This is a genomic window from Dysgonomonas sp. Marseille-P4677 (assembly GCF_016652235.1).
GTDB lineage: Bacteria > Bacteroidota > Bacteroidia > Bacteroidales > Dysgonomonadaceae > Dysgonomonas.
Genome location: NZ_JAEPKU010000071.1, coordinates 1 through 21,767, shown reverse-complemented (window position 1 = coordinate 21,767; position 21,767 = coordinate 1). Strand labels below are relative to the sequence as shown.

The following is a 21,767-nucleotide window of genomic DNA, read 5'->3' as shown; positions in this document are numbered from 1 at the left end:
TATCGCGCTGCAATATCATGCCATCGCTAATCAAACATGGTAACTTTACGGTAGCTTGAGTACCCATTGATATAAACAAAAATATGATACAATGTACTATGATTTGACGTATCGGTACGTGCTTGTATTTTCGTTTCATCTTTATTATTATTTTATACTGTAATCTTTCTAATGAATGATATCTCTTATTCAGCAAACCTCCAATAGTCAAAATACATCACATCTGTATTATCTCTCCCCTTGAAAACAAAATATAAATCATGAATTCCTGTCGTTTTAGGAACATCAATACTAACAACCTCCCATCGATCACTGCCTCCAGTACGAGGTACTTTAACCACACCGAGCAACGGTCCATCAATCTTACCCGAACGTATCTCCATTGATATGTTCCCATTATGGGTAGTACCAACTCTTGCAAAAAATTTAGATGCTCCCTTAGATCTAAAATCTACATCTCTTACTTTTATAAAACTATTATCTTTCTTTGCAGTTAAAAAGACACCAACCAGTTCATTTTGTGAAGATTTTATACCCTCAGACCATGCTATTGTCTCAGCTTCGGTCTTGACATATGGATTAAGATTAGCCAAGCCCTTCTCGATCCCCTTAGTCATTTTCATTTTTTGAAATAATCCGTCATTATTGAATTTCACTTCTTCGACGCATACAGATCGTGTAAAACCACCTCCCCCAGGTAAGTCACCATTATGATAGAAGAAATATGTTTTTCCTCTAAAATCAATTATCCCCGGATGATTTGTAAAGCTCCTTCCTTCCTGCTCCATTAGAGTACCTTGATATTTCCATGGTCCCATCGGACTATTACTGGTTGAATAACCAATATGTTCCGGGATAGGTCCTCCTGCCCACAATAGATAGTAAAGATCATTACGTTTATAAAGCCATGGAGCTTCTTCATATAAGGTAGCCCTCTCCTGATTGCCATCACGTTTACCAAAGGATTCAACTGACATCGGAACATAACAAATTTGCCCTTCATAAGAAATCATATCCTCATTCAATTTCACATAATAACAATTAGGATTTCCCCAATAAAGATATGCTTGACCATCATCATCAATAAAAACTGAAGGGTCAATATCTCCATGTCCACTTTGAACTAAGGGTTTTCCTAATGGATCTATAAATGGTCCATAAGGACTATCGGCTACAGCAACTCCAACTGAAGTTTTATTTTCTTTCGTTGTAAGAGGAACATACATATAAAATTTGCCATTGCGCTCAATACATTGCGCTGCCCATGCATCTCCTTTAGCCCATGTAAAATCGGTATATGATAATACAGTACCATGATCTGTCCAGTTTACCATATCGTTTGTTGAGTATACTCTCCAGTCATTCATAGTAAACCATGTAGAGTTATCCTCATCATGCGTAGTATACAAATACACTTTGTCATTGTATACCATAGGTGCAGGATCGGCTGTATATATTGTCTGAATAATAGGGTTTTGAGATTTAGCAATAAAACTCACATTCATAAATAATATGAATAGGATAAAATATTTTTCGTAATGTTTCATTTTAGATATGTTCCTTTATAATTTTACGTTATTATTCTATTTCAAAACATCAAAATCAGATTTTAACATCTCTGATCTGTTTAAGAGATCTTTTTATTTTTCAGTCTTCGAATTAAAGTTTTGTTTACAAGTAAGTTCTATAGCTCCATCAATTAATGTATAATCCGAAATTCCAGTAAAGTTTTCTAGTTCGCCACCAAGTATGAGAAAAGGCCGATTGTCTATAACTAATTGAGTTGCTTCTCCTTTTTTCTGTATAAAAGGAGTTGTTGTTTGCCCCTTTCCAACGATGAAAAAGGAGAAGAAAAGAATAATATGAGATATATAGATCTTCATAAATACATATTATTTTTCATGGCTTAATCCGGTTAAAGTCGCTCACAAATAAAAAAGCTTATATAACAATTATTTGTTTTTCTATTTAGATTCAAGCTTAAGTAGTAAGATAGAATAATATCTGAGTGTATGGTATTCTAGTTTTTCAGGTAATTATCACATCTTCTAATTCATATTATTGTTTATCTTTTGTTGCATAAAGACCTATAGTTGTTCCAGTGAAACCACCTGCATTAGCTGTCGACAGATTTTGAGCTGAGACTCCTAAAGCTAAAAGCTGCCAGTTATTATCATCTACATTATAATAAAAATCATAATTTGTTCCATTTGAGACAACTTTCAAATCAATAGCCTGATCCTTTTGTATGGATACAATGCCCTTAGCCAATACTTTACGATCTGTGCCACTAATCTGTTCTATTTTGATCTCCTTTTCATTTTCAATCCCTTGTATTGCAAAAAATATATGATGATCTTCATCCTTGAAAAGAAGTATGCCTGCAATATCCTGATCATCTGAAGGATTAAAATACATACGGGTTGTTGAAACAAATTTATGATGCTGCATCCGACGGGCTAAAAATGCTGGTGTTTTCATCTCTGAAACTTTTACTTCTGATTCTTTCAACGAAAGATAACCTGGATTTTTTGAGAGTGAGTATAGATCTTCAGCTGAAGAGCGCAGTGTTATCCAATCAAGGCCTAACGTAGGCAGTTCAAAGTCGTCACGCCAATCAAAGTTTCCGAAAGTAACATCAGAACCCCGCGTAACACCTTCTCTTTTCAAAATCATAGAGATCACTTCATCATCTTTTGTCATATACGGATATCCATCATCACTCCACCTGACTGGGAGGATGAATGTTTCACGTCCAAGATTTTCAAATTTATTATCAATTGGTCTACAAGCCAAAAATACAGCCCACCAGTCTCCTTCTTTTGTCTGTATAAGGTCAGCATGTCCAGCACACGTAATCGGATTCGTACGATCTCCAGATAAATGTTTTTGTGTCAGAATCGGATTTTTTTCCCATGGCTTAAAGTCACCCATCGGCGTATCTCCTCTAAAAATAACTTCTGTATGATTTGGCCCTGTTCCACCTTCGGCAGCCATCAGGTAATATTTACCTTTAATTTTGTACATATGGGGTCCCTCTATCCAAATCGGTTTTTCGGCCAAATTAACTCCTCCGTTTACCAACATTTTCCAAGGGCCTATCGTTTTATCTATTTTTACATCAAATTCACGTATACGAATTGATCTGTGTCCATCATATAACTCTTTTCCATCCATGCCATCATTATTGATAATATAGGCACGTCCATTATCATCAAAGAAAAAAGAAGGATCAATACCTCCAACTTCAGGCAGATAAATAGGTTCAGACCATTTACCAAAAGGATCTTTCGTCTTTACAAAAAAGTTACCAGCCCCAACATTGGTCGTAATCATATAGTATGTCTGGTTGTGTGGATTATAGCTTATTGCCGGAGCAAATATCCCACCACTGACTTTCTGTCCTTGAAAATTCTCTAATTGGGAAGATCTATCTAAAACATGTCCTATTTGTTTCCAATTCACCAAATCCTTACTATGGAAAATTGGAACACCAGGGTAATATATAAAAGTAGAGGTTACCAAAAAATAATCTTTCCCATCAAAACATATACTCGGATCTGAGTACCATCCAGGTAGAATAGGGTTATAGAAAGAACTGTTATCCGGTAAAGGATTATTTTTATAATAATCATCTTCACCCGTATAAGTAAAGTAATCGAAGAATGCAACATATTCACCTTTGGGTATATTTCTTACCTGAGAATCGCATGAACACAGGTATGATACCATAGATATTAAAATTAAGATTCTAGACAAAGAAGAAGCACTAGCCATAGATATAAAATACTTTAGTAAATTGATCAATATATGTATAGGCTACAAATATAGAATGTGTACTTTCGTATGACTCCTGCTTTTAGACATTTGATTTCCAATTTTAGACATTTGATTACTTATTGTATCAGTAATCATAAAATTTATTGTTCTATCATCAATTCTGAAAATAGATACACCTTAATTTTGCAAAAAAGAAAAGCCTTTTTCTTTAATCAAAAAGAAAAAACATCTAATAATGCATAATATAGGACAAGAGTCCTATATATAAATAGAATTAAATTTCTGAAGGGGACTTTCCAAAATATGTCTTAAAAGCGGCGCTAAAATATTTAATACTTGAGAATCCACACATGATACTTACTTCAGTAACAGTATACTTCTTAGTCTGTAATAATTCAAAAGCATAATTTAAACGGATACCTCTAATAAAATCAACTGGAGATTGATCGGTTAATGATTTAATTTTCTTGTATAAAAGAGATGAACTGACATTCATTGCAGAAGCAAATGTATCTTTATCAAATTCAGGATTATCCATATTAGAACGGACCACTTCCACTGCTTTTTTTACAAATTTATCATTGAGTTCATTAGATAAAATTGGTTTATCTTCTTTTTCTTGGATTATCTTCAAGGCTTTTTCTCGTACAGTCTTCCGATTCAAGATAAGTGACTTAATCCGTTGTACAAGCAATGCCATATCAAACGGTTTTGTCAGATAATCATCCGCACCTAAACCTAAACCTTGTAATTCTTGGTCTCGTTCAGTTAATGCAGTAAGTAAAATAATTGGAGTATGAGATGTTTCATAAGTTGACTTTATTAAACGACAAAGTTCGAATCCATCCATATTAGGCATCATTATATCAGAAATAACTATATCCGGGAGTTTCTTCCTGATTGAGTCCCATGCTTCCATTCCGTCATTTGCGACCATTATATTATATTGTGCTTGTAAAGAGGTCTTAAGAAAGTTTTGTAAATCATTATTATCCTCTACAATTAAAATATGTTCTTTTTTCCGATCCGCGGCCTCATTCTCCAACAAACTTAAATTATTGAAATCAGTCTGAGAATCTAATACTTCTTTTAAATTATCATGAATAGTTATTGATTCTTGTAATTGCGATACTCTCTTATAAGGAATTGTTATTCTAAATGTAGAGCCTTCATTCTCTTTGCTGTCGAGAGAAATATCCCCTTGATGCATCAAAACATAGTTTTTCACTAATAATAACCCTATACCTGAACCAACCATTTTAGAGTTCACCGTATTATCTCCTCTGTAAAATTCCTTGAATAATTTATTTTTCACATTGTCTGAAATGCCCAAACCGTAATCTTTTACGTCTAATGTCCAACCTTCATTCCTGCAATCTAATTTTATTTCGACAATCCCATTTGGGTTTGAATATTTGATAGCATTGGATATGAGATTATCTACAACTTTTTCTATTTTCAGTTCGTCAACAGCAGTCATATAAGATTCTCGATTCGTAGAAAAATCCAAGCTTATATTTTGTTTTTTGGCTGCTGCTTCAAACATAGATTTACGACGAAATATTAAATTTACAATATCAGTCATAATCAGGAACACTTGGCCTTTCCCTACATCTACCTTTTGAAAATCAAGCAACTGAGTTGCAACAAAAGATAGGCGTCCGGATTGTTCTGTCGCCAGATTCAGGTAATAACGCCCTTTTTTAGACAAATTTTCTTCTTTGTTTAATTCTTCTATTGGTGCTCTAATTAAAGTCAACGAAGTACGAATGTCATGAGCAGTATTTGTAAAGAACCGTATTTTGTCCTCTGTATGTCTTTGCTTTAAACGATTTATATAAAATCGTAGAGCAAAAAATATGATTCCACAGATAAGAGCAAAAAGAATTAACTGAAACCACCATGTACCCCAAAAAGGAGGGGTAATATGTATATCTAATATACGTTCATTTATCAAATGTGAAAGTGAACTATCATACATTCTCATTCTCAGTTTAAAATCGCCACTAGGAATACTAGCATAAGTAAGGACTCGCGAATTTGATGGCAAAGTCCATTCCTCGTCAATACCTTCCATCTTCCATGAAAATTTTGAATTCACAGATTCTGTTCCAATAGAAAGAAATTCTAAGGTCAATGTATTTTGATCGTAACTAAGTGAAATTTTTTGTAGATCATCTAAAGGTGTATCGAGTTTCAATGAAGGAATATTTCGAATCGAACGTCCTGATATAATCATGTCTTGAAAGAAAATATGCCCCTCTGGCCTAGTAAATTGCACAGCCAAAGGCTCAAACATTAAAGCCCCGTTATTACTTCCCCAGATTAATTGCCCATTTTTGAGTTTAAGACACGAATTCTGATTAAAAGAAACATTAAATAAAGGAGACAAGGAGGAGTATATAAGTATGCTCTTATCTGTAGGATTAAATCTACATAATCCATTCTCTGTACCTAACCATAGGTAACCATCCTGAAACAAGATACTATTTACATAATTAGAGGGAAGACCTGATTTCGTTGTAAATTTCTCAATTGATTTATCTTTTATATTAAAACGAAGTAATCCATCTCCACATGTACATAGCCAAATATCCCCATTAATGACTAAAGCATCATGCAACAAATACCCATCCAATAGAGTCTGAGTTTCCGCTGTCTCTTTATTCAATAAACATAATCCATAGGTACATGCTAATAGCATTTGTTTGGGGGATAGCTCTGCAAAAGCATAAACCGGTAAGTATGGATATACTTTGAATCGATTTTCTTTTTCAATATAACAGAAGGTATCACCAAGAGGGCTTCCCATCCACAGATCACCTTCACTATCTTTAAATATATCGAATATAAAATTGTTCGTTAATGGAGAATTTGCTTCTTCTTTGGAATAATGCATTTTTTCTTTTCCTGTTTTTCCATCTATTACATAAACTCCTGATGAATAAGTTCCACACCAGACATTCCCCTTATTATCTTCACACAGAGATAGAAAGACTTGGGCTTGTTCCTGCTTATTGTCGAAATATGTCTTCCATTTATTTGAATTTACATCCCAACAACTAATCCCATTATTTGTTGCAAACCAAATATTTCCATTTCTATCTTCAATTATTTTATTTACAACATTGTTGTTTAAGGAGTTACTATTATTCATTTGATGAACAATCTGAACTATATTAGTTGACTTTTGATCAAAGTATGACAATCCACCACTAAATGTAGAAACCCACACGCGTTTATTTTGGTCACAAAAAATATCATAAACTCCATTTCCTTTTAATGACAAAGGATTATCAGAATTTTCTTTATAGATATTTAGAACCTTATTTCCATTTTTTGTCAACTCCCAAATTCCCTGTCCGTCGATTCCTATGAGAATAGTTGAATCTGAGTTTGCTTCAATCGCTTGAATTGGCTGTTTAGGAAACGTTTTAATAGGCAGTGGAGAAAAAATCCCCTCAGTTATATCGTAGGTAAAGACTCCATCTGAAGTAGTGCCACACCATAACTTATTTGTCTTTTTATCATAGTAAAGTTCTGTAAATTTTAAGAGAGATTCGGCGACATACTTATAGATATGTTTGCCATCTATTGTATTGGCATTTATAAGCCAAATACCTCCCGGCTCAATTGCGAAGAAGTTATTATTGTCACGCCAGATAACATTCTGTACTTCTGTCAAATGCCCCTGCTCTACCCCTGACAATATTCCTTTTTGATATTTATATAGTCCTATTGTTGTAGAGATAAATAAATAATCTTTTCCCTTTATAAGAATATTATTTAATACCAGATGATTATTCTTTAGAGGTTTTCTAATATCTATCAATAGTTCAAACTTATCGGATAAAGCATTATAACAAAAAATCTGACCATTATTCGTAAAGGCCAAAAGCATATCATTATCATATACAAGTTTTACAGAAATAACATCTGCTGTTTCATAAGGAAGTTGATAGATATGGTAATCATCACCGGAAAGCCTTAAAATCCCTGTTTTCGATGAAGCCCAGATAAATCCATCCTTATCTTTACAAACTGATGCAACTTCCCTCATATTAATACTATGAGTAGTATTAATATCATAAAATTTTACATTTGATGGGTATACAGCCAGTACAAAAACACTAACTATAATTAATAAAATGATCTTCATTGTAAAGTTGGGAACTCCTTATATAATCAGAGTGTCAAATTTTCTATATATTTTTCTGGTATGCTAAATTCCTCCTTATTCAAATCGGAATACAAATCTAATAAAAATCTTTGTAGATAACTATTTTCTACATTAATCAATATTATGTCCTAGAGAAAGGATTTATAAAAATAGCGGGCCCATTTTGTGGACTCCGCTATTCTATAAGGAAACCAAATGTGCAGTCTAATAATCTATTTTGTATAAATTTTGATATATTATCTTATAAATTATACAATGATATTGAAAGAAATTACAATGTCAACATCATTATTTTCCAGACAAACCATCTGCAAATCCTGCATAAACAGGTTTACGATTATAATTTAGACTCCAAAGACCAATAGGTTCTCCTTTTCGCCAATAACTATTCTCTGCGTCCGGGCTATCAGTCGGGCTCCAGTGTGTAATACCATATTGCTGGTTAACCGGAATTATTTCAAAGTATTTCTTTACAATAAACTTGTAGAATTCGGACATTCGTAATTGTTGTTCGTATGTAAGATCCACTGTTTTTATAGCCTTACCTTCAGCATCTAAAATACCCATATCCAATTCTGAAATTTTAACTAGCTTCCCAGAAGCTGCAAGCAATTGATACATCTTTACAATACACTCTTCTTGTTTCTTTTGTTTGTCAGAATCCATATTGTATGATACATGCATTTGTGTACCAATACCATCAATTTTTGTCACACCATCCGATTCCCAGTATTCTACCATCTTAATAATACCTTTACATTTAGCATTATTATTATATGTAGCTTCCAGATTATAATCGTTAATGAAGAGCTTCAAATCGTCGCCTCCATATTGGCGCGCAAATTTGATAACGGTACGTGCATATTCTTTTCCAAGATAATCTTGCCAATAAAAATTGTTTTTAGCATCTTCAGCCGAAGCTGTAGCTGCGGATTTTAATTCATTTGTATTTCCATCAGACATCGGCTCATTTACCACATCCCACGATTTTACATATCCGTTACATGCTTCCATCATCCCTTTTATCCAAGTTTCCATGGCATTAGTAAGAACTTCTTTCTTTTCTTCTGGGGTTAGTGGAATACTATTTCCAGATTCTTCTCGATATAAAGATAAATCATCCATCCAAATTGTACCGGCATATGCACCAAAACTAAATAAAAAACGAGTAGCTCCATCTCCTGTAACCTTGGTCTGAAGAGTGATCTCTTGCCAGTCTGTTGTAATGTTTATGGCAGGGAAGTCTCCACGCCCCAAATATCCATCTGGTTTTTGAAAAGCAGCACTAATACTTCCATTATTGCTTCCTTTGATTTTTAGATTTAAATAATAAGTTTCTCCTTCGATTAAAGCTCCTGAAAAATCATAACCAGCTTGTGCTTCCCAAGAATTTACAGCTGAAGGATTAACTATTTTATGTCCTTTCGTACCATTATAGCCTTCTCCAGCAACGACTGTACGAGTAGAATTATTGCCCCACCCCATAAGAGCAGCACCATCTTCAAAATCACTTTGAACTACATATTTTTTAGTTATTACCGTATTTCCACCATCTGGATTTAAACGACAGAGAGTTATATCATCTATATTTATCGTTCCGGCATATGTACCATAATTAAAGAGAAAGCGTGCAGCATTTTCTCCTGTAACAACTACTTCAAGCGACTTTTCTTCCCATTCTGTAGTAATATCAAATGCGGGAAAATCGCCACATCCTTTATACCCATCAGGATTCTGTAAAGATGCTGATATACTTCCCCCCTTACTACCTTTAACTTTAAAGTCCAAAACATATGTAGCGCCTACCTCTAAAGGTGCAGCAAAATCATAAGCTATTTGCGCTTCCCATGAATTGACTACCGAGGGATTAGTAAACCAAAAAGAATAACCATCACCGTCCTTCGTTCTTCCATTAGTTGAATTATTACCCCAACCACCCCAACCATCTATACCTGATTCAAAGGTCGAATTAGTAATTACACTTTGATCTAAAGTAGGAGTACTTGATCCGGGAATCTTTTTATCTGCAATCAGTCCGTTCAGGTATTTATTATTTTGCTGTGCATGCCAACATAAAGTATGTCCATAGACAGTAAGCCCAGTATTCTGAGCTGCATCTACAAATTTTGTTACCTGAGAGAAATCCATCGAACCATTATCACTCACACAAGAGCCATACTTCATTGCATTACCAGCTGTCAGCTCATCGAAATTGGAGCAAGCCAAACTATATACCAATCCTTTAGCTAGAAAATCGCTTACAGTAATACCTGTTCCCATCTTAAAGTTTGGATTTGCACCACGATCTACGTATGTTTTCAGCGCATCGTAAGCGTTCAGGTATTCATATAATGCTATATCTTCCGGCTTATCGGTTTTAAAGTCGGTTTTAAATTCGTCTGCACAAGATACTAATATAATACTGGCTACAATAGCCAATAAAAACTTATTATAATATTTCATATTCATCTTAATTTAACCGATTTAGTCTACTTTATAGGAAGGAGTAAACCATTCCGCTGTAATATCACGGGTTTGAACTACTAAAGTATCTTTGGTCGCATATTGCTTCACGCCAAAATCTACATTGTACTCCAGATACATTACATTGCGATCTTTGTTTCCCCAACTATTTTTATCACCATTTTTTACAAATTTGCCCGAACCACTAGCTGTATATCCCTCTGTAGTGGATGAAATAGTACATTCGTTATTATCGTTGAAGTTCAATAATAAATTACATGTTAGCGTCTTAACTATAGATGATCCATCATTACCTGTAACTGAAACAGATGTACTTATCGGATAGTTAGCTGTTTTCAATCCAGCAGTTGTTACACTACAAATTTCATCATCCTCAACATATTGTTTACGTCGTATATTAGTAGAAGTAACGCCATTCTCTGTTATATGATCTATACCACGACGTAAATATTTTGCGTGCCATTGATTTATGAATTTCAAACAATATAGAACGTAATCTTGAGGTTGAATATCCCATGCTTCAGAATAAGTTCTTGGAGCTCCTTCTATTAATTGACGACCAGTCAATATACGATCAGCATTTTGCACTTTTGTCATCAGCAAAGGAATTACATATGTTTTTTCCATTGCCTTCGGATCGGCGAAGAACGCATCCTGTAACTGAACACCAACAGCACCCATCAATTTATGATCCAATATAATTTGGTTACCATCCAATGTATAGTAATTAGACGGCATAGATGTTACTGCGCTACCATTCTCAAAAAAGAGTTTATCACATAAATTGTTATCAACGACAAAATCGATACTGATTTTATTTTTGTTTGTATATACACCACCCATAGTCGCATATATTTCGCAACGATGTTCATTATCTAGACTTGTATCATAAGTATCGTCTCCAAGGACAATAGTTCGTACTGGGTATTGATAAGCAAAATATACAGAAGTTCCTCCTTCATAGTCAGGGAATTCAACATCTTGATTTTCGCAAGATGTAACCAGTGTGGTTAGAACTCCAACTAACAATATGGATAATAATTTAGACAGTTTCATATTTTTCAATATTTAGCATTTTATAATTCTTAATTTACCAACCCTGATTCTGTTGTAGATTACTCCATTTCAGAATTTCTTCATAAGGAACTGGTCCATAATACATATAATCCTTGTAACTTCTATTTTCTACATTGATTCTAGTGTATTTCAACGTACCGTTATCTTGTTTATCTATCTGCATACCTTGCGCTGTTTCATTTATATTAGCTTTCCAACGTCGCAAATCCCAAAAACGACGATTTTCGAAACAAAGTTCAAGACGACGCTCGTTACGTATTAGTTCTCGCATTTTGACTTGATCATTTTTAATACTTTCCAAATAAGCATCACCATTACTCGTTCCTACACCAGCACGAGCACGAATTGCTTTAATTACATCATAAGCACTATAATTCTGATTACCACTATTAGTTGGCCCCCAAGCCTCATTAGCAGCCTCAGCATATGCTAAAAATATCTCAGTAAAACGAATACGTACAGGGTAATGGAATTGAGCTGTATTATACGATGGATTAGGATTACAATCGTCGCGTAACAACTTACGCAAATAATAGCCAGTGCGAGTAGATGTATTCTCGTTGTTTAAACCATCAATATTAGGCTTATCATCAAGGCTATAAGTTCCTGTAATGATTTCCGTATTACTAGTCCCATACTTAGTACCATTGTATATGATATAATTGCTTAAACGAGGATCACGGTTTGCATATGGATTATCACTAGAATATCCACTATTTGAAGCATCCGAAATTGGATATCCATTAGCCATAGGGAAAGCATCTACTAAATTCTGAGTAGGATTTATACGTCCGCTACCGTACAAAGACGGAGGATAATTACTTTTCTCTTGTGAAAGCCCCATAGCATAGTCCTCCGTACTATTATCTTTATCTCCCCTCCAAAGAATTTCTTTAGGAACTGCTCCCGAACCAAGCGATTGAATTTCAGATTTATTCATATACCATGTTCCTCCTGTAGGGTCCAAACCTGCTACTCCGTTGATACGATTTAGAACAATTGCAGCATAATTTGCAGCATCTGCCCATTCTACAGTAGTTCCTTCATTATATGCCGGGCTAGCCGCAAGCAGTGCGACTTGACTTTGAATTGCTTCCGCTATCCGGGCTGTTATGCGACCTCTTATATGCGTACCATTTACGCGATTATAATCACCAGCATTCGTTACTCCTATAGATTTATATTTAGCCGGAATGTCTGCATCTTTAATATCATTATAATCAAGAGGCAGGAGTTCTATAGCTTTTGCTATATCATCAAATATTTGATCTACACATTCTTGGAATGTATTTCTAGGAACATTGAAAAAAGAATCAATATTTTCGGCTGTAGTTATATTAGGTATACCAAGCAATTTACCATCTGCCGTCCAACCTCCATGAGCCATCAACAAATAATACATATTCAATGCACGAAGGCCATAAGCCTCACCTTTCAAACGATCACAATACATAGTATGCACATTCGCGTCTTTAGCCCAAGCTACTTTATCTGCATTATCTATAAAAAGATTCAGATACTGAATAGCAGCTCTACGACTTTGCCACTGTGACATTGGGTCATTATTAGCAGCCCATGAACCTGTTGCCATATTTACATAACTACTTTTCATATCGTTAGTTACTGCATCATCTGTAGCAATATCTGTTTCAGACTTGCTCTGATAAGGAAGCATAGCATAGGCATATCCTAAAATACCTTGTGCATAAGCAGGTTCATTGTACATGGCATCCATATTACGGTTGTTTTCTAAAGCTGGAGAAAACATGTCCTCACATGATGTAAACAGAGGTATAATAACTAAAAGTTTTATTATATTTTTCATTATTTTCATACTGTTGCATTTAAAATATTAGAATTCAGCTTTTACACCTATATTGTAGTATCTAGTCTGAGGTGCACTACCTACACTCATTTCCATATGTTTACGTTCTTTTGAAATAGTCAACAAATTAGCCCCACTTACATATGCTGAAAGTCCATGTATGAAAGTATTCCGAAGTATATATTTGGGAAGATCATATGTAATCTGTAATTTGGCCAGATCGAAACGATCAGTTTTATACATCCAGAAATCGGAAGTCTGGAAATTATTACTTCCGCTCTGTGTTGTCAGACGAGGATAAGTAGCAGTGTTTTTTGTATCTTCCGTCCAACGATTACGCACAATAGCCGAATATTTGCTATCTCCATATACCCAGTAATAGGAACTATTCTTCACACCATAGGCTCCAAAATTTCCAGTAGCCAAAGCAAAAAAAGTAAAGTCTTTCCATTTAGCTGTAAGGTTTATACCTAAAGTGAAAGGAGATCCATACCAACCACCCTTACCAAGAAATACTTGATCATGATTATCGATAATACCATCATTATTCTGATCAATATATTTTATGTCACCAGGTCTTATCGTACCTCCAAATGTCTGCTCCGGAGAATTATCTATTTCTTCCTGACTCTGAAATAATCCATCGCTTTTTAATCCCCAAATACCATCAACAGCTTGCCCTTGGGTTTTTTCGTATGCAAATTCTTTAATTTCACTACGTTTGGTAGCTTTAGTATCATAGTAAGTTCCTGCGACACCTAATGTAAAATCCACATCTCCTATATGCTTGTTTAGATTTATATTAAAGTCAAAACCAACACGTTTATCATTGTTAGAATTCATATAAGGAACAAATGAAGCTTCCGGATAGCCTGTAGCAAAGTAATTAGGGAAAAGTGCATTTGGTGTTATGACACGTCCTTCAGTGGAATTAATAAAAAATGAAGCATCTGCTGTAAGCAATTTCTGCCACAAAGAAGTTCTTAAATTAATAGAGAATTCTTTACGTTTAATAAATGTCAAATCTTCGTTTTCTCCACGAAATGATTTTGTATATCGCTCCAAACTTCCATCGTACCAACTCCAACCATAGTCTTGTGACCAAATAGATTTATACATATAATAATCTGCTATGTCAATATCTTGATGAAGGATACTACCTGAAAAGCTCAACATTAGGTCATCTACTGCATTAGAGCCAGATAGAAAGCTCTCTTTTCCCAATCTCCATCCTAATGTAAGTGAAGGGGAGAATGCATTTCGATGTCCCTCAGCCAATTTAGCTGAATATATTTCGGAAGCTCCAAAATCAGCATAGTATTTGTTTTGGAAGTTATATCCCAATTGTAAAGCCAAATTTGCATTACAAATCCGATGGTACTCTGCCGATAAGGTTTGTTGATAACCAGAAGCTATCAACATAGCCGAAACATTATGATCTGTATCAAATGTCTTCTTATAATCAAATTGTCCGGAAAAAGCAATAGTCTGCTTATCGGTACTTTCACTTACATTTTGAATTCCAGGCTTTTCATCATTGTTATATTTCGTCATATTAACAATAACATCTTTACCGTTGTAATTTGACCACGTAGGCATATAAGCTGAGTATGTATTATCAAATGAGGTAGTATAAGCAGTTGCATAGTCTACTGCAAACTTAGTATGAAATGATAACCCATCAAGCATCCTATTCAAATCAATGTCTATACCTGTATCGAATTGAAATTGACGACTAGTCCATTTGCTGCTTCCAGCCGCATAATAGTCAGCGAATATATTGGTCTGATCAGTCTGTTTACCTCCAAGAAAATATTTTCCATCAATAATATTACTTGTGCTATTCACTAAATCCCAAGCAGATAAAGCATTAGGGTCAATGTAACTTAAAGGAATTAATGCTGCTACACGGTTTGGTCTAAAAGTAGATGCTGCCTCCCAATAGTCACCTTTTGCACTTTTAGAATCATAGAAAGTAGCATTGGCATTAATGTAGGCATTAATAGAATTGCTAATCATCACATCTACATTACCTCGTACATTCAAACGACTAATGCTATTATTTTTCGCTTCACCGAACTTAAATAAATCATCCTGATGATAATAGCCTATATTGCTATAGAAATGAGCACGCTTTCCACCTCCTGAAATTTCAGCTGTTACATCTGATCGATTATATGCCTTCTTTAGATATTCAGATGAATAAAAGCTCATATTCGGATATCGAAATGGATTTTCTCCCGAAGCATAGTTGTAAATATCTGTTTCGCTATAAAGAGATGATAACCCATCGTTTGCTCGAGCTTCATTGTAGAGTGTCATATATTCTGCGGAGCCTAAGTATTCCGGATAACTTTTTGATACATAAAATCCAGTATTACCCCATACACTAAGACTTAAACCTTCTGTTTTTCCTCTTTTTGTAGTTATATAAATAGCACCTTTAGCAGCACGGCTACCATAAAGGACTACAGCTTGAGCACCTTTCAGAAAGGTAATCTGTTCTATCTCGGTAGGTTGGACATTATTAGCATCACGAGGAATACCGTCTACTAATACTAGATATCCGGCATTATCACTATCCATCCCCCATAAAGAATTACCGTTCCATCCTCCAATATACCCTTGCATATTGTCTAAACTATATGTATTATAGTTCTTCTTGGTCAGTTCCTCCATATTAATTACGGAAACGCCCCCAAGTAGGTCACTTTGCGCCATTTTTCGAAATGCGACCTGCACCAACGTTTTTTTCTCACTGCTCAACGAATCAGTTTCATTTTCGGAAACAGTTTGTGCATTCACTATAAAAGGTGAGAGGACAAACATGGTACATAAAATGAATTTTATCTGTATATATTTCATCATTTATTCGTTTATAATTACACTTCTGTTTGCTCTACTTGGACTACCAACCAGGGTTTTGACCAAATTCAGGATACAAGTATACATCATCATCCGGCAAAGGAAACCAATAATGTTTTGTACCTAAAACACGTGTCAGAATAACCTCTTCTCTGAAGTTAGACACTCTTGCATCTTTCGGATCATTATTCTTAAAAAAGTCCAGACTCTCTACCCTATTAAATTCTTGAGAAGTTTTTGTTGTATATGGATACTCCGTCAATAATAACCAGCGTTGTAAATCATTGAAGCGAAATCCTTCAAAAGAAAGCTCTACAGCTCGCTCCCTGCGTATCTCATCTATAAATTTACGAGAATCAGCAGCATAAGATTCAGCAACGTGTCCAGCTCCTACACGGTCTCGAAGTGTATTTATCGCTTCTTTTGCTGTTTTTGAGAAATTTGAAGATTTAGCTGTCGCTCCTCCAAATGCCGCACATGCTTCTGCATACATCAGGTAAATATCGGCTAAGCGCATATAAGGTAAATAACAGTGAAGATTTCCTCCCCAATCATAAGTTCTATCATATTCATTACAAGTATGCGGAACTAGCTTCTGAATAAAATAACCAGTGCGGCTAGCATTAGCTACCGGTCTCATAGCACCGCCTGTGTAAAGGCTGCAATAACGCAGATATTCCATATCGGCAGGCATCGCACTATTCACATATTTAAACCCATCGAATACAATATCATGATAAAAACGAGGATCTCTATCTTTGAAAGGATAGTTAGGATCAAAACCAGAGTTAGGGTCATCCAACGGAAGTCCGTTAGCCATACCATATAAGTTTACATAATTAGCCGTAGGCTGATGGATAACATTATCATGCGATACCAGATTTGCAACTTTTGGACCGAAAACCTTCGATGTATTCCAGTTACTACCATTAGCATCTGGAGATGGGCCACGGAAAATAGCTTCTACAGAACCCGGCATCAACCAATTTTGACGAGTGGTATAAAAAATATCTGAAAAAGATGACTTAGCCCCAGCAGCTCTTTCATGATCATATATATTCTTATAATTAAATTCGGCCAATGCATACTGAGTGCTCCCTGCTTCTATTAAGCTAAGTAGTTCACCAAAAGCCTCCGCTGCTTTTTTGCAATACTCCTGATCATAATTATATGTTTGAGTACCTCCGGTTTGCGGACCATTTTTCATCAAAGGACTACCAGCCCATAAATAGTTCTTACCTAGGTATCCTAATGCCATAATCTTGTTTATACGTAATTGGTTTTTACCAACTGTATTCTTACCAACATTAGTATTGTCCCAGTCAACAGGGAGCAGATCGGCAGCCTTTCTAAAATCGGCAGCAGCTTTGTCAGCACATTCTTGATAGCTTAATCTTGGTAATGTTAAAGATCCGGTTGCGTCTAGTATTTGATCTACATAAGGTAAACCTCCAAAATACGCCATCAATTCGAAATGCCACCAAGCTCTAAAGAAATACAATTGTCCTTCTATAAGATCCTTTTCTTCTTGCGTAGCAGTTGTCAACTTATCTAAATTAGCAAGTCCTTCGTTGGTCTTACTTATGCAATACCAAGCATGAGGCCATAATGAATGATCAAATTTATTTGTTGACGTAGAACTACTTCCACTTTTAAAAAGCCAATTACCAGTCGTCTGCCACGCACGGAAATTTCCGAGATCAGCTTGGTGAGTCATACGGCTATCAGCTTCAGGATTGAATATTTCATCATCGCCCCAATTCCAAGAAGGACACCAGTTACATTTTTCCTTATCAGGAATACAGTTATAAATTTCTTCTATGTACCCCTGAAAATTCATAAAGTTCTTAAAGGCATCTTCTCCCGATACAGTAGAATTAGGTTCCTTATCCAAATAATCTTCGCAAGAAACTAAACTCATCCCCAGTATCAAGAATAAGAAACCACTCCATAAAAAAGTTTTATATGTTCTTTTCATCATCTTCAATATTATAATGTGAATTTAATACCCATGTTATAGCGTTTCACTGTAGGATAAGCACCTAAGAAGCCTGCCCCCGAAAGATTGGCTTCGCGATCATCGGGCATTCTTGTCCATATCCAAAGGTTGTTTCCATTAAGATATATTTTCAGGTTATTGATCCCCAGTTTTTTAATCCATCCATTGGTGAAAGTGTAAGCCACTTCTGCATTTTTCAACCGAATATAAGATCCGTCGTACAAGAACTGTGTTCCTGAATTATAACTTGGGCTGGAAGACCAACGTGGAACTACAACATCGGCTGAAGTATTTTCTTTAGACCACCAACTACCCATATCGTATACTGTATTCAATTTATTACCAAAACTAGTTAATGTAACGTCACGTGTTACATTAGTTACGCCATAGAACTGAACAAATGCACTAAATCCTTTCCAATCGAAACCAATAGTAGCATTAAACGTATTTTGTGGGGTACTGGAATATTGATAAGGTACCTGATCTTTGTTGTCGATCACACCATCTCCATTAAAGTCTATAATATAATAATCACCTGGTAATTTCTGCGAGTCGTTTGTATCATGACGGGTACTACCATATAGTTGATCGTATGTATTAACATATCCATCATCTATATAGGAGGTGTATTGTCCTATACTATATCCGGTCGCTTTTTGATAAGCAGGTCTTAAAGCTTGATCATCTTTTTGTAGAATCTTGTTCTTAGCATGTGTCATACTAAAATTACTCCAAAGTCTCATTTGATTAGGCAGGGTTTTGCTTATACGCAATTCTAACTCATAACCATTTGTCCTAACTTTACCCATATTAGCAGTCGGAGGAGTTGCTCCTAAATAAGAAGGGACGGAACGATCATCTCCCCAAACAAGAATATCTCTCCGTTCGTCACGGAAGATATCTACACTACCAATAAACAAACCATCCAAGAATGAATAATCAGCACCTACATTCAATTTCTTTACAGTTTCCCACTTAACATCCATATTCCCAAGTGCCGATTTCCGATACCAAGTATATGGACTTGCTGTTTGGTTGAGGTCTATAGTAGTGTTACCACCATAAGCCCACTGAGTCATATATAACCATCGTCTGGCCGAATCAAATCTGTTGCCACCTAAATTATCATCTCCGATTTCTCCATAAGAAGCTCTTAGTTTGAGCATGTCTATGAACTTCAAATTTTCCATAAACCGTTCTCCACTAACCATCCAACCAATAGCTCCAGAATTGAAGAATGCGAAACGATTTTCTTTACTGAATTTATCAGATCCATTGTATGCTCCATTATACTCAATGAAATATTTATCAGCATAATCGTAAGTAGTACGAAAAGCCCAGTCTTCACGATAAATAGGCATTACACTACCTTGAGCCTCTTCCTGACGGCTAAATACACCCATTGCTGTGATGTTATGGCTTCCAAATTTACGCCCCCAATTCAACTGTGCCTGATAATAAAGATTTCGTACGGTAGCATTGTTATTGACACTTCCTCCAGAAGTAGACCAATTAACACCTTGCATCCAGTCAAATTTATTGTTGGCATCATAGTTGTTTTGATAATATACAAGACCTGTTTCCGGATCTATCCATTTTCCTTGTGCACTATTATAAAGGTCATTAATACCTCGTTCGTATTCAACAAAAGTATTATCCCATGCAATAGTAGCACGTGCGGTCAAACCTTTTGTGATAAACTTTAAATCCTGCTCTAAAGTAAAATCCGTATTGATACGTGTTGTGGTTGTCTGCATTGTTCCTCCTAAAGAAAGATTGGACGCAGAATTTGTTACATTCGAAATACTTGGATAATATCCCCAAGAACCGTCTGAATATTTAGGAAGGAACACATCTGGCGCTATATTATAAGCTCCAGACCATTGCTGAGCCACAGCCCAAGTAGAATTATCCGTCTGTCCCCATGGTGTTTTCTTTATACCAGTCGAGCCAGCCAAATTCACTTTAAACACAGTAGTATTTGTAATCTGAAAATCAAGATTACTACGAACATTTATTCGATCATATCCATACCCTGCATTATAATTACGCCCATTATCAAAAACACGGAAAAGGTCACCTTCATGTACATAGTCTGCAGATGCAAAATATTTTACGTATTTAGTTCCTCCCGAAACGTTGATATTTGCATTATAAGACATGGCTGCATCTTTAAAAAGCTCATCCTGCCAGTCAACATTCGGGTAACGCTCCCTCTGTTCTATCGAAGTCTGATTACGATAGTTGTCAATAAAAGACTGAGGTTTAATATACTCCCAAGAACTAGGAGTCAGAGCCAACTCATGCTCAATAGCGACATTACGTGCGACTAGAGCATCGTAAGAATCGAGCTTATTTGGTAATTTCGAAGGTGTTTTTAATGTAGCATTGAATCCAACATCAATCTTCGCACTACCTTCCGAACCTCGTTTCGTTGTAATAAGTATAACCCCATTTGCTCCTTTTACCCCATATACTGCTGTAGCAGAAGCATCCTTCAGTACAGAGATAGATTCAACAGAACTGACATCAATAGAATTCATAGGTCGCTCAATTCCATCTACCAGAACCAAGGGATCGCTATTATTCCAAGAACTGGCACCACGAATTACAATCTTCGGCTCTTCCTCCCCTGGCATACCTGTACTCTGCGTTGTAATTACACCTGGAAGGTTACCTGTTAAAGCAGCACCAATATCTGAAATACCGGCAGCACGTTCTAGAACCTTACCGGTTGTCTGCGTAATGGCACCTACTATACTAGCTTTTTTTTGTTGCCCGTATCCTACAACAACAACTTCATCTAAAATAGCGTTATTTTCTTGCAGAACTATTGTAATATCCTTTTTCCCTTCGATATTTACTTCTTGTGTTGTCATTCCGATAAAAGAAACTATAATCGTTTTTATTCCACTGGGAACAATCACTGAAAAATTTCCATCGAAATCCGAAATAGCTCCTATTGTAGAGTTCCCCTTTAGTGTAATATTAGCACCGATAAGAGGTTCTCCTTTTTCATCTACAACGTTTCCTTTTAGTCCGTTTTCTTTCTGCGCATATACCGTTAAGCATGTCAGTAGTAGAAACAAGCATATACCAGGAATTTTCCAAACTCGCTTTATTTCATTTTTCATTACTATTAGTTTAATACAATTAATAATTTAATTATCATAATATGGCTGATCCTGATTGACAGAAATTTATCAACTATCATTAAAGGTTATCTTCATAAGTTAAATATTTTAAGTTAACAAGATTATCTATGAGATACTTCCATAGAAAGAATGATCAGAGTACGAGGTCAACAATTTTTTTAGTTATTAAAATGGTTATTAAGTGGTTATATTTTATGTATTAGATTATGTTACTTTGTGCCATCCATAAAATGCTTATGTTTAACAATTTGACATATGCTTCGAACTGTTTACAAAAATAGGATGAGCCTTTTTGGTCGACTCCCGTTTTTAGATATTTTATTCCTCTTTTTAGATATATTCGAAAAGTGATATTTATATGTAAATTACATACTTTTATATCTGATTGGATAGGTATTGAAT

Annotated in this window: 10 protein-coding genes; all 10 read right to left on the bottom strand. The window is 35.4% G+C overall.

Annotated elements, in window-relative coordinates:
- Positions 1 to 185: 185 nt before the first annotated feature.
- The 10 genes from JGH11_RS12500 to JGH11_RS12455 all read right to left on the bottom strand — a co-directional run bounded on the left by JGH11_RS12500 (position 186) and on the right by JGH11_RS12455 (position 21,344).
- Positions 186 to 1,505 (bottom strand): glycoside hydrolase family 43 protein, encoded by a 1,320-nt coding sequence (locus tag JGH11_RS12500; RefSeq protein WP_236263977.1) that lies wholly within the window; start codon positions 1,503 to 1,505, stop codon positions 186 to 188.
- A gap of 135 nt (positions 1,506 to 1,640) precedes the next feature.
- Positions 1,641 to 1,883, bottom strand: a complete 243-nt coding sequence (locus tag JGH11_RS12495) for a hypothetical protein (protein ID WP_201112244.1) — start codon at positions 1,881 to 1,883, stop codon at positions 1,641 to 1,643.
- Positions 1,884 to 2,058: 175 nt separating this feature from the next.
- Positions 2,059 to 3,777: a glycoside hydrolase family 43 protein gene (locus tag JGH11_RS12490; protein ID WP_201112242.1), complete on the bottom strand. Its 1,719-nt coding sequence runs from the start codon at positions 3,775 to 3,777 to the stop codon at positions 2,059 to 2,061.
- Positions 3,778 to 4,054: 277 nt separating this feature from the next.
- A complete protein-coding gene (locus JGH11_RS12485) occupies positions 4,055 to 7,939 on the bottom strand; it encodes a hybrid sensor histidine kinase/response regulator transcription factor (protein ID WP_201112241.1) in 3,885 nt (1,294 codons plus the stop codon).
- 309 nt (positions 7,940 to 8,248) lie between these two features.
- Positions 8,249 to 10,423, bottom strand: a complete 2,175-nt coding sequence (locus JGH11_RS12480; protein ID WP_201112239.1) for an endo-1,4-beta-xylanase — start codon at positions 10,421 to 10,423, stop codon at positions 8,249 to 8,251.
- Positions 10,424 to 10,444: 21 nt separating this feature from the next.
- The gene (locus JGH11_RS12475; RefSeq protein ID WP_201112237.1) at positions 10,445 to 11,500 is read right to left on the bottom strand and encodes a DUF5627 domain-containing protein; all 1,056 of its coding nucleotides are present in this window, start codon (positions 11,498 to 11,500) and stop codon (positions 10,445 to 10,447) included.
- Between the two features lie 34 nt (positions 11,501 to 11,534).
- Positions 11,535 to 13,355, bottom strand: a complete 1,821-nt coding sequence (locus JGH11_RS12470; protein WP_201112234.1) for a RagB/SusD family nutrient uptake outer membrane protein — start codon at positions 13,353 to 13,355, stop codon at positions 11,535 to 11,537.
- Between the two features lie 18 nt (positions 13,356 to 13,373).
- Positions 13,374 to 16,211 (bottom strand): SusC/RagA family TonB-linked outer membrane protein, encoded by a 2,838-nt coding sequence (locus JGH11_RS12465; RefSeq protein WP_201112250.1) that lies wholly within the window; start codon positions 16,209 to 16,211, stop codon positions 13,374 to 13,376.
- A 43-nt stretch (positions 16,212 to 16,254) separates the two neighbouring features.
- Complete coding sequence (locus tag JGH11_RS12460) at positions 16,255 to 18,189, bottom strand: RagB/SusD family nutrient uptake outer membrane protein (protein WP_201112248.1); 1,935 nt, start codon at positions 18,187 to 18,189, stop codon at positions 16,255 to 16,257.
- 11 nt (positions 18,190 to 18,200) lie between these two features.
- On the bottom strand, positions 18,201 to 21,344 hold the full coding sequence (locus JGH11_RS12455) for a TonB-dependent receptor (RefSeq protein ID WP_201112232.1): 3,144 nt from the start codon (positions 21,342 to 21,344) through the stop codon (positions 18,201 to 18,203).
- Between the last annotated feature and the right edge of the window lie 423 nt (positions 21,345 to 21,767).

Excerpts from the sequence above, each read along its gene's own strand:
- JGH11_RS12500 (WP_236263977.1), bottom strand. The coding sequence starts at position 1,505 with ATGAATGTGAGTTTTATTGCTAAATCTCAAAACCCTATTATTCAGACA.
- JGH11_RS12495 (WP_201112244.1), bottom strand. The coding sequence starts at position 1,883 with ATGAAGATCTATATATCTCATATTATTCTTTTCTTCTCCTTTTTCATC.
- JGH11_RS12490 (WP_201112242.1), bottom strand. The coding sequence starts at position 3,777 with ATGGCTAGTGCTTCTTCTTTGTCTAGAATCTTAATTTTAATATCTATG.
- JGH11_RS12485 (WP_201112241.1), bottom strand. The coding sequence starts at position 7,939 with ATGAAGATCATTTTATTAATTATAGTTAGTGTTTTTGTACTGGCTGTA.
- JGH11_RS12480 (WP_201112239.1), bottom strand. The coding sequence starts at position 10,423 with ATGAAATATTATAATAAGTTTTTATTGGCTATTGTAGCCAGTATTATA.
- JGH11_RS12475 (WP_201112237.1), bottom strand. The coding sequence starts at position 11,500 with ATGAAACTGTCTAAATTATTATCCATATTGTTAGTTGGAGTTCTAACC.
- JGH11_RS12470 (WP_201112234.1), bottom strand. The coding sequence starts at position 13,355 with ATGAAAATAATGAAAAATATAATAAAACTTTTAGTTATTATACCTCTG.
- JGH11_RS12465 (WP_201112250.1), bottom strand. The coding sequence starts at position 16,211 with ATGAAATATATACAGATAAAATTCATTTTATGTACCATGTTTGTCCTC.
- JGH11_RS12460 (WP_201112248.1), bottom strand. The coding sequence starts at position 18,189 with ATGAAAAGAACATATAAAACTTTTTTATGGAGTGGTTTCTTATTCTTG.
- JGH11_RS12455 (WP_201112232.1), bottom strand. The coding sequence starts at position 21,344 with ATGAAAAATGAAATAAAGCGAGTTTGGAAAATTCCTGGTATATGCTTG.